At 60.9% G+C, this 14,274-nt stretch carries 15 protein-coding genes; 7 read left to right on the forward strand and 8 right to left on the reverse strand.

Annotated elements, in window-relative coordinates:
• The first annotated feature begins 25 nt into the window (after positions 1-25).
• The 5 genes from HU773_RS25305 (at position 26) to coq7 (ending at position 4,019) form a co-directional block, all read left to right on the forward strand.
• Positions 26-988 carry an NAD(P)H-dependent flavin oxidoreductase gene (locus HU773_RS25305; RefSeq protein WP_057440336.1) on the forward strand — a complete coding sequence of 321 codons (963 nt, stop codon included), beginning with the start codon at positions 26-28 and terminating at the stop codon, positions 986-988.
• A 72-nt stretch (positions 989-1,060) separates the two neighbouring features.
• On the forward strand, positions 1,061-2,023 hold the full coding sequence (locus tag HU773_RS25310; RefSeq protein WP_057960773.1) for a DUF805 domain-containing protein: 963 nt from the start codon (positions 1,061-1,063) through the stop codon (positions 2,021-2,023).
• Between the two features lie 63 nt (positions 2,024-2,086).
• Positions 2,087-2,872, forward strand: coding sequence for an SDR family NAD(P)-dependent oxidoreductase (locus HU773_RS25315; protein WP_057440334.1), 786 nt, complete (start codon positions 2,087-2,089; stop codon positions 2,870-2,872).
• Between the two features lie 46 nt (positions 2,873-2,918).
• Entirely contained in the window at positions 2,919-3,257 is a 339-nt protein-coding gene (locus HU773_RS25320; protein ID WP_032858506.1) for a histidine triad nucleotide-binding protein, read from the forward strand.
• 114 nt (positions 3,258-3,371) lie between these two features.
• On the forward strand, positions 3,372-4,019 hold the full coding sequence (gene coq7, locus HU773_RS25325) for a 2-polyprenyl-3-methyl-6-methoxy-1,4-benzoquinone monooxygenase (protein WP_029296753.1): 648 nt from the start codon (positions 3,372-3,374) through the stop codon (positions 4,017-4,019).
• A gap of 56 nt (positions 4,020-4,075) precedes the next feature.
• Here the strand turns inward: coq7 and HU773_RS25330 are convergent, their stop codons facing one another.
• A complete protein-coding gene (locus tag HU773_RS25330; protein WP_005792019.1) occupies positions 4,076-4,498 on the reverse strand; it encodes an OsmC family protein in 423 nt (140 codons plus the stop codon).
• A 233-nt stretch (positions 4,499-4,731) separates the two neighbouring features.
• On the opposite strand from HU773_RS25330, the gene crp reads away from it, so the two are divergent.
• Positions 4,732-5,376 carry a cAMP-activated global transcriptional regulator CRP gene (crp, locus tag HU773_RS25335; protein WP_057440333.1) on the forward strand — a complete coding sequence of 215 codons (645 nt, stop codon included), beginning with the start codon at positions 4,732-4,734 and terminating at the stop codon, positions 5,374-5,376.
• Here crp and HU773_RS25340 read toward each other — a convergent pair.
• The 4 genes from HU773_RS25340 to HU773_RS25355 form a co-directional block, all read right to left on the reverse strand.
• Positions 5,373-6,068: a lipoate--protein ligase family protein gene (locus HU773_RS25340; RefSeq protein WP_057960774.1), complete on the reverse strand. Its 696-nt coding sequence runs from the start codon at positions 6,066-6,068 to the stop codon at positions 5,373-5,375. The genes crp and HU773_RS25340 overlap by 4 nt on opposite strands.
• A gap of 136 nt (positions 6,069-6,204) precedes the next feature.
• Positions 6,205-7,041 carry an indole-3-glycerol phosphate synthase TrpC gene (gene trpC / locus HU773_RS25345; protein ID WP_057440331.1) on the reverse strand — a complete coding sequence of 279 codons (837 nt, stop codon included), beginning with the start codon at positions 7,039-7,041 and terminating at the stop codon, positions 6,205-6,207.
• Positions 7,038-8,087: an anthranilate phosphoribosyltransferase gene (gene trpD / locus HU773_RS25350; RefSeq protein ID WP_032858515.1), complete on the reverse strand. Its 1,050-nt coding sequence runs from the start codon at positions 8,085-8,087 to the stop codon at positions 7,038-7,040. The genes trpC and trpD overlap by 4 nt, the downstream gene beginning before the upstream one ends.
• Positions 8,088-8,096: 9 nt before the next feature.
• The gene (locus tag HU773_RS25355) at positions 8,097-8,690 is read right to left on the reverse strand and encodes an aminodeoxychorismate/anthranilate synthase component II (protein WP_057440330.1); all 594 of its coding nucleotides are present in this window, start codon (positions 8,688-8,690) and stop codon (positions 8,097-8,099) included.
• A 418-nt stretch (positions 8,691-9,108) separates the two neighbouring features.
• Between HU773_RS25355 and estP the strand changes: the two genes are divergently transcribed.
• Positions 9,109-11,031, forward strand: a complete 1,923-nt coding sequence (gene estP, locus HU773_RS25360) for an esterase EstP (protein WP_186625886.1) — start codon at positions 9,109-9,111, stop codon at positions 11,029-11,031.
• Positions 11,032-11,183: 152 nt separating this feature from the next.
• Here the strand turns inward: estP and trpE are convergent, their stop codons facing one another.
• The 3 genes from trpE to rpe form a co-directional block, all read right to left on the reverse strand.
• Positions 11,184-12,665, reverse strand: coding sequence for an anthranilate synthase component I (gene trpE / locus HU773_RS25365; protein ID WP_169960154.1), 1,482 nt, complete (start codon positions 12,663-12,665; stop codon positions 11,184-11,186).
• A gap of 68 nt (positions 12,666-12,733) precedes the next feature.
• Positions 12,734-13,552, reverse strand: a complete 819-nt coding sequence (locus HU773_RS25370; RefSeq protein ID WP_057444298.1) for a phosphoglycolate phosphatase — start codon at positions 13,550-13,552, stop codon at positions 12,734-12,736.
• A complete protein-coding gene (rpe, locus tag HU773_RS25375; RefSeq protein WP_057440329.1) occupies positions 13,549-14,223 on the reverse strand; it encodes a ribulose-phosphate 3-epimerase in 675 nt (224 codons plus the stop codon). The genes HU773_RS25370 and rpe overlap by 4 nt, the downstream gene beginning before the upstream one ends.
• Between the last annotated feature and the right edge of the window lie 51 nt (positions 14,224-14,274).

Raw genomic sequence — 14,274 nt, forward strand, 5'->3', positions numbered from 1 at the left:
CCGCACTTAATCCGGGGTACTTCCAATGTCGCTGCCCGCTTTGCTTGAACAACGTCTGCGCCTGCCCGTGGTGGCTGCGCCGATGTTCCTGATTTCCAATCCGCAACTGGTCCTGGCGTGCTGCCGCAATGGCGTGGTCGGGAGCTTTCCGGCACTCAACCAGCGTGAAAGCAGTGGCTTCAAGGCCTGGCTGGAAGAAATCGAAGCGGGCCTGGCGCTGCTGGACAACCCCGCGCCCTACGCGGTCAACCTGATCGTGCACCACAGCAACCCGCGCCTTGAGGCTGACCTGGCGATTTGCGTCGAGCACAAGGTGCCGATCGTTATCACCAGCCTGGGCGCAGTCAAGGAATTGGTAGACGCCGTACACAGCTACGGCGGCCTGGTGTTCCACGACGTCACCACTCGGCGCCATGCCGAAAAGGCCGCCGAAGCCGGGGTCGATGGGCTGATCGCGGTGGCGGCAGGGGCTGGTGGCCACGCCGGCACTTGGAGCCCATTTTCGCTGGTCGCCGAAATTCGCCAGTTCTTCGACAAGACCCTGTTGCTGGCCGGCTGCCTGAACCATGGGCACGAAATCCTCGCCGCGCAATTGCTCGGGGCTGATCTCGCGTATTTCGGCACGCGCTTTATCGCCACCACCGAAAGCCACGCCCCCGATGCCTATAAAGAGATGCTGCTCACATCGCGCGCAGCCGATATCGTGCACACTCCGGCGGTGTCCGGCGTACCTGCAAGCTTTATGCGCCAGAGTCTGGAAAACGCCGGTTTCGACCTCGCCGCCCTGCAAGGCAAGGGCGAAGTCAACTTTGGCTCCAAGCTCAAACCACTCAGCGACGAGGCCAAAGCCTGGAAGACCGTATGGTCCGCCGGCCAAGGCGTCGGTGAGATTGACGATTTACCCAGTGTCGATGAACTGGTTGCCCGCCTTGATGCCGAATACCGCAAGGCGCGCGAGCACGCAGCACAATTGCGCTGGCCGCGCTGACCCACCGCCTGGCCTGCCGAATGAGGCAGGCCAGCATTACCCCCCCCCCTGAAAAGTGACAAGGATGCCTGCATGAGCGACAACCGTTTCAAGATTGTGTTTGATGGAGCCTTGCTCCCGGGTGTCGAAAGCACCACCGCCAAGCTGAACCTGGCCGAATTGTTCAAAAGCGAAGTCGAGGCGATCGAAAAGCTCTTCACCGGGCGTCCAGTCGCCCTCAAGCGCGACCTGTCTCGCCCCGATGCCGAAACCTACCTGGCCGCCCTGAAAAACGCCGGGGTGGATGCGCGCATCGAAGCTGAACAGCCTGTGGCTTTCAACCTGGCTGAAACCCACGAGACCGGCTCCGGCGCCTCCGATTTTTCGCGCCCGGCCACCTCGCCGTATGCACCACCGCGCGCAGCCGTGGGGGACGACCTCCCAGAGTTTTCCACCCTCAACGTGTTCACCGTCAACGGCCGTATCGGGCGCCTGCGTTTCCTGGCCTGGACCCTGGTCCTGAGCCTGGCGCTGTTCGCCATCGTGGGCGCCTTGTTCACCGTGGGCGTGGGTATTGCCGCGGCATCTCCCACTGCGGCGATCATCATTGGCTCACTGCTTGGTCTGGTCTTGCTCGTGGCATCGGTGTGGATGAGCGTCCTGATCACCGTGCAGCGCCTGCATGACCTGGGCTGGTCCGGCTGGTTATGGTTCCTGAACCTGGTGCCGATCGTGGGCAGCATTTTCCCGATCCTGTTGATCGTGCTGCCCGGCAATGCAGGCGCCAACCAATATGGTGCACCACCGCCACGCAACTCGACCGCAGTAAAGGTCCTGGCCACCCTGTGGCTGGCGCTGCTCCCATTGATATTCGCCGCCGCAGTGATGCTGGCCATGGGCGGTTACCTGGACCAGCTCGAAACCAGCGTGGACAGTGACTACGAAAGCAGCTCCATGTCCACCGATGAAGAAGCTGACCAGAGCGTCATCGCCGGTGAAGAAGATGTGCAAAGTGCTGACGATGCGGCCGAACCTGTAGACTCTCCGCAAGAATGAAGAAACGCCCCACGCCTGTGACGCATCTGTCGCAGGCGCGGTGGCGTTGCGATGGAGAAATGCATGACCCGTTACGCTCTGATCACCGGTGCCTCCAGTGGCATCGGCCTGGCTTTAGCCGAAGCACTGGCCCGTCGCGGCCGCAGCTTGATTCTGGTGGCCCGCCAGCGTGATCAGTTGGAAAGTATTGCCATAGAGCTGACCCAACGTTTTGGCGTCGAGGTGCTGTTCCGCGCCTGTGACCTGGGCGAGCCACTGCGCCTGTCCGGGTTCCTGCTGGAGCTGGAAGAAGGCGAGCGGCAGATCGACTTGCTGGTCAACTGTGCCGGTATTGGCACCAGCGGCCCATTCCTGGCCCAGGACTGGATGACCGAGCAGGACCTGATCGAAGTCAACATCCTCGCCCTGACCCGCCTGTGCCATGCGCTGGGTAACTCCATGGCCTTGCACGGTGGAGGGCAGATTCTTAACGTCGCCTCCGTCGCAGCCTTCCAGCCGGGGCCATGGATGAGTACCTACTACGCCAGCAAGGCCTATGTACTGCACTTCTCCGAAGGTCTGCGCGAAGAGCTGAAAAGCTGTGGTATCAAGGTCTCAGTGCTCTGCCCCGGCCCGACCCGCACTGCCTTCTTCGGCACCGCACAGATGGACACCGCCAAGCTGGACCGTCAGCAGCTGATGAGCCCGGAAGAAGTGGCGCTGCACACCGTACGAGCCCTGGCAAAGAACAAAGCGATCATTGTTCCCGGTCGCCGTAACCGCTGGCTGGCGTTCAGCCCACGCTTGAGCCCACGCTGGTTGACCCGCAAGATTGCCGGCGCGATCAACAAGGCCTATTGCCCGCGTTGACCTGCTGGGTACACTCACCCTGCACTTTCATAATGGAGAAACAGCTGTGGATACTCTGTTCACCAAGATCATCAACAGAGAAATACCCGCGAGGATTATCTACGAGGATGACCAGGTCCTGGCCTTCCACGATATTGCGCCAATGGCCCCCGTGCATTTCCTGGTGATTCCGAAAAAGCCGATCCGCACCCTCAACGACCTGACGGAAGAAGACAAGGGCCTGGCTGGACACATCCTGTTCACCGCCCAGCGCCTGGCCGTGGAACAAGGCTGTGAAAAAGGCTTTCGCGTGGTGATGAACTGCAATGAAGATGGCGGCCAGACCGTCTATCACATTCATATGCATGTACTGGGTCAACGCCAGATGAACTGGCCACCCGGCTGAAACCCGCCATTGCAGGAGCCGGCTTGCCGGCTCCTGCAAGAAGCATGACCCAGCGCAAACGCACGCCCCTCTCTTGCGGTAAACTGACCGCCGAGATTTTTCCCGGAGGTCAGCATGACTACCCAACGTCACTACTCGCCGATTGACCGACTGTTGCTGCAGGCCGACACAGCCATGCGCACACTGCTGCCCTTCAGCGGCCAGCCGTATCGCCCGTCACCTGCCATCGTGCAACCCGAAGCACAAATGAGCGAAACGGATACCCGTCATGTCGCCGGCCTGATGCGCATCAACCATACCGGCGAAGTCTGTGCCCAGGCGCTCTACCAGGGCCAGGCCCTGACCGCCAAGCTGCCGCAAGTACGCGCAGCCATGGAGCACGCGGCCGAGGAAGAAATCGACCACTTGGCCTGGTGTGAACAACGTATCCGCCAATTGGGCAGCCACCCCAGTGTGCTCAACCCACTGTTTTATGGTCTGTCGTTTGGCATCGGCGCCGCTGCCGGCTTGATCAGCGACAAGGTCAGCCTGGGTTTTGTCGCCGCGACCGAACATCAGGTGTGCAAACACCTGGATGAGCACCTGGAGCAACTACCGGCCGAGGATGAAAAGTCCCGGGCGATTCTTGAGCAGATGCGTATCGACGAGGAACACCACGCAGAAAGTGCGCTGGATGCCGGCGGTTTCCGCTTCCCGGCGCCGGTGAGGTTTGGCATGAGCCTGATGGCCAAGGTCATGACCAAGAGCACCTACCGAATCTGAGCTGCAAAAAAGGGCGCTTGCAAAGCGCCCTTTCTTTTTGTCAGAAGATCCCGCGATCAGCCCAACTCAATGATCTCGTAATCATGGGTAATGGCCACACCTGCCGCGCCGAGCATGATCGAAGCCGAGCAGTACTTCTCCGCCGACAGCTCGATGGCCCGCTTGACCTGCGCTTCCTTCAGCGCACGCCCCTTGACCACAAAATGCATATGGATCTTGGTGAACACCTTCGGGTCTTCAGTCGCGCGCTCGGCTTCCAAAAAGGCTTCGCAGCTTTCCACCGCCTGGCGCGACTTCTTCAAGATGCTGACCACATCGAAGTTGCTGCAACCACCCACGCCGAGCAGGAGCATTTCCATGGGCCGTACACCCAGATTGCGGCCACCGGCTTCCGGCGGGCCATCCATGACCACCACATGGCCACTGCCCGACTCACCGAGGAACATGGCTTCGCCCGCCCATTGGATGCGTGCCTTCATCGCCCAGACTCCACTGCTAAAAAAGGGGCGCCAGCTTATCACAGGCCCCCGCAAGCGCAGTGTTCTGCCCAAATACGTTCAACAGCAGACTTTGATAGGTAAATTCCCTGATCGAGTCAGAATGTGTCTGTTAAGCTGACGCCAAATCTATGGCGCATTGCCATCCTCCGGATGGATCCGCTCTATAAAAATACCAGCCCAACCACACCGTGCAGTCTTTTCGGGATACAACCATGGTTGCTATTACCCCCATACCCAAGATCAAGAACCTCGATAAGTTACTGACCCATTGTCAGCGGCAACGCTATCCGGCCAAGCAGAACATCATCTGCGCCGGGGAACGCTCGGAAACCCTGTTTTTCATTATCAAAGGTTCAGTCACGATCCTGATCGAGGATGATGACGGTCGCGAAATGATCATCGCCTATCTCAATACCGGTGATTTCTTCGGTGAGCTGGGCCTGTTTGAACAAGCGGGGAAAGAACAGGAGCGCAGCGCCTGGGTGCGGGCGAAGATTGAGTGTGAGGTCGCAGAAATCAGCTATGCGAAATTTCGCGAACTGGCCCAACAAGATCCGGACATCCTTTATGCCCTGAGCGGCCAGATTGCCCAGCGCTTGCGCAACACCACGCGCAAAGTCGGTGATCTGGCGTTCTTCGACGTCACCGGGCGCGTCGCCCGCTGCTTGCTGGAACTGTGCAAGCAGCCGGATGCCATGACCCATCCAGACGGCATGCAAATCAAGGTTACGCGCCAGGAAATCGGCCGGATTGTCGGTTGCTCACGGGAGATGGTCGGTCGAGTGCTCAAGGATCTGGAAGAGCGCAACCTGGTGCACGTCAAAGGCAAGACGATGGTGGTGTTCGGCACTCGCTAGTGCGCAAACACCTGTGCGAGCATCTGCCGGTATAAACCGTCGAGGCGGCTGATGGCATCCGGCGCAGCAAAGGCTTCATGCAAGGCGATATGGCTGTCGGCACGCACCCGCTGCTCGAGGCCGCACGCCTGATTGAAGCGATTGACCGCTGCAACCAGTTCCTCACGATGGTTCTCCAGCAACAATGCGCCATGCACCAGGCCTACCGGGCGCCCGCCACTCTGGCGCCAGCGCTGGGCAGTACCGACCATCTTGCGTCCGTTGAGATTGACGTTATAGCGGCCATCGCAAAAGGCCCCGTCGATTTCGCCCACAGAGGCATCGCCGCCCAACTCGGTCAGCAAGTCGCAAATGGGCTGGCACAGGCGCAGGTAGCCGGTCTCGATGCGGCCCTGGTCGCCTTCGCTACGGGGCGGCGCGTAGACCAGTGCGATATTCACCGTCGCCGCAGACTGCGGCACTGGCTCCCCTCCTGTTTCCCGCAGCAACACCGGCCAACCGTGGGCGGCCGATACCTGACTGGCCGCGTCAAAGGCGGGCAGACGACTCAGACGGCGAGGCATCACCAGTGCCTGGTCGCTGGGCTGCCAGAACAGCAGGCCGAAGGATTGTTCACCCGCGCAGACGGCGGCCAGCAAGTCCTGCTCGGCGGCAAGGCCTGCTTCAACGGTCATCGCTACGGGTTGGATCATCGAACACCTGCCTTTCTGAATAAACACAAAAAATGTGGGAGCGGGCTTTCCGGCGATGCTGTCGCCTCGGTGTCTGCGTTACACCGAGGTGATGCTATCGCAGGCAAGCCAGCTCCCACAGTGTCCGCGTTTCAAATCAATCCAGTGTCGAACCACTGATCGGTAGACCACGCTCCGGGAAAAACAGGCGCTGCAACTCCGCCCCTGGATTCTCCGCACGCATAAAGGTCTCGCCGACCAGGAACGAATACACGTCGCTGATTTCCATCAACTCCACATCCGCACGATTGACGATCCCGCTCTCGGTAATCACCAGGCGGTCACGAGGAATGCGCGGCAGCAGGTCCAGGGTGGTTTCCAGGTTGACGTCAAAGGTGTGCAGGTTGCGGTTGTTGACCCCAACCAGTCGTGTGTCGAGGGTTTTCAGCGCGCGCTCCAGTTCGTCACCGTCATGGACCTCGACCAGCACATCCAGGCCCACGCCTTTGGCAACCGCCGCCAACTCGGCCATCTGCACGTCGTCCAGCGCCGAAACGATCAGCAGCACGCAATCCGCGCCCAACGCCCGGGCCTCGACGATCTGGTACGGGTCGATCATGAAGTCCTTGCGGATCACCGGCAACTTGCACGCGGCGCGGGCTTGTTGCAGGTAAGCGTCGGAACCCTGGAAGTAGTCGATATCGGTCAACACCGAAAGGCAAGTTGCCCCGCCCTTCTCATAGCTGGCAGCAATCTCTGCCGGCACGAAGTTCTCGCGGATCACGCCTTTGCTCGGCGAGGCCTTTTTGATCTCGGCGATCACCGCTGGCTGCTTGAGCCTGGCCTGGGTGATCAGGGCATTGGCAAAGCCGCGGGGTGCATCGGCGCTTTTTGCCAGGTTTTCCAACTCGGCCAGGCTCACCCGTGCGCGGCGTTCGGCCACTTCTTCAACTTTGCGGGCGAGGATGTTTTCCAGAACTGTTGGCACGCTCATCCTTCATTCTCCATCTTGAATACGGCCGTGAATGCTCCCAGCTCTTCGAGCTTTTCGCGAGCCAGACCCGTATGCAGCGCATCGTGGGCCAAGGCGACACCTTCTGTAAGACTATAGGCGTGATCGGCTGCATAAAGTGCCGCGCCAGCATTCAGAACAATCATCTCTGCCGCTTTCTGACCGTTCTCGGTCTTGCGACGCCCCAGGGCATCGCGAATCAATTCAAGGGACGCCGCCGGGCTTTCTACCGCCAGGCCATGCAGGCTCTGGCTCTTCATACCGAGGTCTTCTGGCTCGACCCAATATTCGGTGACCTGATCGTTCTTCAGCTCGGCCACAAAGGTTGGGGCCGCCAGGCTGAATTCGTCCAGGCCATCCTTGGAGTGCACCACTAGCACGTGTTTGCTGCCCAGGCGCTGCAGGACTTCGGCCAATGGCCGGCACAGCGCCTGGCTGAACACGCCCACCACCTGATGCTTCACACCGGCCGGATTCGTAAGCGGGCCAAGCATGTTGAACAGGGTACGCAGGCCAAGGTCCTTGCGCGGGCCCGCGGCGTGTTTCATCGCCCCATGGTGGGACTGGGCAAACATAAAGCCGATACCGACGTTGTCGATGCAGCGCGCCACCTGCACCGGGGTCAGGTTCAGGTAGATCCCGGCCGCTTCCAGCAGATCGGCACTGCCGCTCTTGCCCGATACCGCGCGGTTGCCGTGCTTGGCCACGGTGCAACCGGCGGCGGCTACGACAAAGGATGATGCCGTCGAAACGTTGAAAATATTCGCACCGTCACCGCCGGTGCCGACCACATCGACCACGCCGTCGAGGGTCTTGAGTTCGACCTTGTCCGCCAGTTCACGCATCACCGAGACGGCGCCGACGATTTCGTCGATGCTCTCGCTCTTCATGCGCATGGCCATCATAAAGGCGCCAATCTGCGCATCGGTGCATTGGCCGGTCATGATTTCGCGCATGACATCGCTCATTTCAGCGGTGCTCAGGTCCAGATGGCCGACGATACGGCTCAGGGCAGTCTTGATATCCATGGGAAGTCCTTAGCGCGTGCCGCCGCTCTGCTTGAGAAAGTTGGCGAACAGCTCGTAGCCCTGCTCGGTCAGAATTGATTCAGGGTGAAACTGCACCCCTTCGACATTCAGTGTCTTGTGCCGCAGGCCCATGATCTCATCGACCGAGCCGTCTTCCAGCTGGGTCCAGGCCGTCAGTTCCAGACATTCGGGCAAGGTCTCGCGCTTGACCACCAGTGAGTGGTAACGGGTCACCGTCACCGGCAGGTTCAAGCCCTGGAACACACCTTGATCATTATGGAACACCGGGCTGGTCTTGCCGTGCATCACCTGGCGGGCACGCACCACGTCGCCGCCAAATGCCTGGCCGATGGACTGGTGGCCCAGGCAAACCCCGAGAATCGGCAGCTTGCCGGCGAAAAACCGGATGGCTTCCAGGGAGATACCCGCCTCGGTCGGCGTGCAGGGGCCTGGGGAAACCACGATACGCTCCGGGTTCAGGGCAGCAATCTGCGCCACCGTCATTTCATCGTTGCGCACCACCTTGACCTCGGCACCGAGCTCGCCCAGGTATTGCACAACGTTGTAGGTAAAGGAGTCGTAGTTATCAATCATCAGCAACATGTGGGTTCAAACCTCTTGAATTCACTGATTTCGAATGACCGCCTTCTAAGAGCGTGACCCGCTGCCAGACGCACGTTCCGGTTGCCAGGGTCAGCCGGCAAGGGGCGTCGAACAAAGGGTGAAGAAGGCAAATCGGTACAGGTCCGGCCGGGCCGGCAGAGAAAATTCAGGCGCGCCAACGCCAACGGGCGTGTGCCTTGACTACTCGCATCAAGAGTTTGCTGATGATCAACACGGGGAGGGTCTCATTCATACGTTCCCGCACAGTAACGTAGCCTCGCCAGCGGTGCAATATAGAGCAGCAAATACGGGGGGCATGACGAAGGTTTTGTAAGAAAAAACGATTTTCCTCACAGAAAACTCCCTCTACATTGCTAGTGTTTCACTTCCGATACAAAAACAATCATATGGAATCCCTATGCTCAGACCATCTTTTGTTGCGCCCCTTGCCGGATGCCTCCTGGCACTGGCCTGCGCGCAGGCGTTTGCAGCACCGTCACCTTATTCAACCATGGTGGTTTTTGGCGATAGCCTGGCGGACGCCGGCCAGTTCCCCGATGGTGTGTCCGGTGCCACCCTGCGTTTTACCAACCGTACCGGCCCCACATTCCAGGGTGACTACGGCCTGGTTTCATCGACCCAGCTGGGCTCCAAACTGGGTGTAGCGCCAAACGACCTGAACGCCTCCACCTCGCCGGTTCGCGCCGCGCAAGGCTTGCCTGACGGCAATAACTGGGCGGTCGGTGGCTACCGTACCGACAACATCCTGGATTCCATCACCTCAGTCTCCGACACGGCGATCCCCCCCGGCAATGCGGGCGCGGGCACTGTTTTACGCAGTCGCCAGGGTTATCTGCCGGCAAACGGTGGGCGGGCCGACCCCAACGCGCTGTATTTTCTGTCCGGTGGCGGTAATGACTTCCTGCAACAGCGCGTCCTCAGTCCAGGCCAAGCCGTTGCCGCAGGCGGGCGCCTGGCCGACAGCGCCCAGGCTCTGCAACAAGCCGGTGCGCGCTACATCATGGTGTGGATGCTGCCCGACCTGGGCCTGACACCCGCCATCAACGGCACGCCGCAGCAGGCTGGGACGTCCGCCCTGAGCACTATTTTCAACCAGGCACTGGTACAGCGCCTGTCGCAGATCGACGCCCAGATCATCCCGTTGAATATTCCACTGCTGTTGCAGGAAACCTTCGCCGACCCAGGCCGATTTGGCCTGGCGACCGGGCAGAACCTTACCGGCACCTGCTTCACTGGCAACAGTTGCACCGCCAACCCGACGTATGGCATCGGCGGCACCCAGCCGGACCCGACCAAGCTGATCTACAACGACTCGGTCCACCCCACCGTCGCCGGGCAACGCTTGATTGCCGACTATGCCTACTCGCTGCTCGCCGCCCCCTGGGAGCTGAGCCTGCTGCCAGAAATGGCCCAAGGCACCCTGCGCGCCCATCAGGATGAGCTGCGTAACCAGTGGCAGGCGGACAACGGCAACTGGCAAGCCGTCGGCCAATGGCGCGCAATTGTCGCCGGTGGTGGTCAGCGCCTGGACTTCGACGGTCAAGGCAGCTCGGCCAGTGGCGACGGCAGTGGCTACAACCTGAATGTCGGCGGCAGCTATCGTCTCGACGACAGCTGGCGCGTAGGTGTCGCGGCCGGGCTGTATCGCCAGACTCTCGAAGCAGGCGCCAGCGACTCGGACTACAAGCTCAACAGCTACATGGGCAGCGCATTCGCGCAGTATCAGCACAATCACTGGTGGGCCGATGCCGCGCTGACCGGCGGCCGGCTGGACTTCGACAGCCTCAAGCGCAAGTTCGCCCTGGGCGTCAGCGAAGGCTCAGAAAAAGGTGACACCGACGGCTGGCTCTGGGCCTTGAGCGGCCGCGTAGGCTATGACATTGCCGGGGTCGGCAGCGATTGGCACCTGTCGCCGTTCATCAGCGCCGACTATGCGCGAATCGAAGTCGATGGCTACTCGGAAAAAGGCAGCCGCTCCACCGCGCTGACCTTTGTCGACCAGCAACGCGACTCCAAACGCCTGGGCGTTGGCCTGCAGGGCAGCTACCGCGTCACCCCGCAAACCCAGGTTTTTGGCGAAGTGGCTCACGAGCATGAGTTCGAAAATGACACCCAAAAGGTGAATATTTCGCTCAACAGCGTGCAGGGGATCGGCTTCGAACTCGACGGCTACACCCCTCGCAGCAATTCGGATCGCTTGAGTCTCGGGGTCAGCCACAAGCTCACCCAGGAGTTGGCACTGCGCGCGGCGTATAACGTGAGGAAGGATGACAGCCTGACCCAGCAAGGGGTCAGTGTCGGAGTGAGCCTGGATTTCTAATACGGCCTTAAAAACAACATAAAACCCATGTGGGAGCGGGCTTGCCCGCGATAGCGGTGGTTCAGTCACTACATCGGTGACTGACAGACCGCCATCGCGGGCAAGCCCGCTCCCACACAAGCCCAACCCCACATTTAGATCGGGATCGACCGTCAGTCTTGCGGGGTCTGCTCGGCCAATGCCACCGCACGGAACATCGCCCGGCGCTTGTTCAGGGTTTCTTCCCACTCAAGGGCCGGCACCGAGTCGGCGACAATCCCGCCGCCCGCCTGCACATGCAGTTCGCCGTCCTTGATCACCGCCGTGCGGATCGCAATGGCCGTGTCCATGTTGCCATTCCACGCGAAATAACCCACGGCGCCGCCGTAGACCCCACGCTTGACCGGCTCCAGCTCGTCGATGATTTCCATCGCACGAATCTTCGGGGCGCCGGACAAGGTGCCCGCCGGCAGAATTGCGCGCAGCGCGTCCATCGCCGTCAGGCCGGCCTTCAGCTCGCCGGTGACGTTGGACACAATGTGCATCACGTTGGAATAACGCTCGATCACCATCTTCTCGGTGAGCTTCACCGAGCCGATTTCCGAAACGCGTCCGGTGTCGTTACGCCCCAGGTCGATGAGCATCAAGTGCTCGGCGATTTCCTTGTCGTCGGACAGCAGGTCTTCTTCAAGTGCCAGGTCGGCCTCTTCGGTCGCGCCACGGGGGCGCGTGCCGGCAATCGGGCGCACGGTGATCAGGTTGTCTTCGACGCGCACCAGCACTTCCGGCGAGCTGCCCACTACGTGGAAGTCGCCAAAGTTGAAGAAGTACATGTACGGCGTCGGGTTGAAGCAGCGCAGCGCCCGGTACAAGTCGATGGGCGCCGCCTTGAAGTCGATGGACATCCGCTGCGACGGCACCACTTGCATGCAGTCACCGGCGAGGATGTATTGCTTGATGGTATCGACCGCGCGCTCGTAGTCATCCTGGGTAAAGCTGGAGCGAAACACCGGATCGGCCGCCGGCGGACGGCTGAGGTCCAGGCCGCGACGCGGGGTGATCGGCTGGCGCAGCTTGTCCAGCAGCGCTTCGAGGCTGGCCTGGCCTTGCTCGAACGCATCGGCCTGGGCCGGGTCGGCGAGCACAATCGCGTGCATCTTGCCGGCCAGGTTGTCGAACACCACCACCGCGTCGGAAACCATCAGCAGGATGTCCGGCACACCCAACGGGTCGGGGTTCGGGCATTTGCCCAGGCGTTGCTCCACGTAACGCACGCAGTCGTAGCCGAAATACCCCACGAGGCCGCCATTGAAACGCGGCAAACCAGCAATGGTTGGCACGTTGTAGCGCGCCTTGAAGGCTTCGACGAAGGCCAGCGGGTCTTGCACATCGTGGCTTTCGATCTCGACGCCATCATGGGTGATGCTGACGTGATGGTCATGCACCCGCAGGACCGTGCGGCACGGCAGGCCAATGATCGAGTAACGGCCCCACTTTTCGCCGCCCTGCACCGATTCCAGCAGATAGGAATTGGGCTCGTCGGCCAGTTTCAGGTAGATCGACAGCGGCGTATCGAAGTCGGCCAGGGTTTCCCGGGCCATGGGGATGCGGTTGTAGCCGGCAGCGGCCAAACGCAGGAATTCTTCGCGGATCATGGGGTGCCTCGTGGCGTGAGGGTCTAACAGTCAGGTATGCAAACGTGCCGCAGCGCGGCCAGGATCAGTCAGGCGCGCCAACGCCAGCGGGCCAGGGCCTTGATGACTTTCATCCAGAGTTTGCGAGTGACCACCACGATGGGATTTCCAGAAGGGGATGGGACAGCGTCGGGCAACGTTATCTCAGCGCCCGCTCCCAAGCAACCGGGGATTAGCAGTCGCAGGTCATCAATGACCAGCGCCGGCGACTCTTCGGCAATCGGCCGGCCATGGTTGTAGCCATAGCTTAAGGCCACACACTTGACCCCCGCCGCTTTCGCCGCCAGCACATCGCTGCGCGAATCGCCGACAAACAGCGACTGGGACGCCGGGATATTGGCCATTTTCATCACAAAGAACAGCGCCGCCGGATCCGGTTTTTTCTGCGGCAGGGTATCGCCGCCGATGATCCAGCGGAAATACCGGCCGATCTTCATCTGGTCCAGCAGCGGCGCGACGAAGCGTTCCGGCTTGTTGGTGATCAGGGCCATTTCCACGCCCTGCTTGTGCAGCCACTTGAGGGTGTCGCGCACGCCGGGGTAAACCACGGTCAGTTCGTGGCCGTCTTCGTAGGCCGCGTTGAACAGTTCCAGCGCGTGCTCAGCCTCTACCTCATCGACACCTTCGGCATCAATGTGATTGGCCAGCGCACGGCGCACCAGCATCTGCACGCCGTTGCCGACCCACTCGCGTACCGATTCGATACCGGCAGGCTTGCGCCCCAGCTTGAGCAACATGTGATCCACCGCAGCCGTCAGGTCCGGCACCGAATCGACCAGGGTGCCGTCCAGATCGAACATCACCAGCCGCGGCAATTTACCGGGGAACAGCTGCTCAAAACCGCTCATGGACGCGCCAGCGCCAGTTCTTCACGCATCTTGGCAATCACGGCCTGGTAGTCAGGGGTGTTGAAGATCGCCGAGCCGGCGACGAAGGTGTCGGCGCCCGCCGCCGCGATATCACGGATGTTGTTGACGTTGACCCCACCGTCGATCTCCAGGCGGATATCGCGGCCAGAGGCGTCAATCAGCGCACGGGCCTCACGCAGCTTGTCGAGGGTACCGGGAATGAACTTCTGCCCGCCAAACCCCGGGTTGACGCTCATCAGCAAGACCATGTCGACCTTGTCCATCACGTACTTGAGGGTGTCCAGCGGGGTCGCCGGGTTGAACACCAGGCCAGCCTTGCAGCCGCCTTCGCGGATCAGTTGCAGGGAGCGGTCGACATGCAGCGTGGCTTCCGGGTGGAAGGTGATGTAGGTCGCACCGGCTTCGATGAAGTCGCCGATGATGCGGTCCACCGGGCTGACCATCAGGTGCACGTCAATCGGCGCGGTCACGCCGTACTTGCGCAGCGCGGCGCAAACCATCGGGCCGATGGTCAGGTTCGGCACATAGTGGTTGTCCATGACATCGAAGTGCACGAAGTCGGCACCGGCGGCCAACACGTTGTCCACTTCCTCGCCCAGGCGGGCGAAGTCGGCGGAGAGAATCGATGGAGCAATTACGAAGGGCTGCATGACGCACCTTTTCTGAGCTAAATCACGATGGCGCGCATTGTATACCTCATG

Source organism: Pseudomonas shahriarae (assembly GCF_014268455.2).
In the GTDB taxonomy this organism is placed as follows: Bacteria; Pseudomonadota; Gammaproteobacteria; order Pseudomonadales; family Pseudomonadaceae; genus Aquipseudomonas; species Aquipseudomonas shahriarae.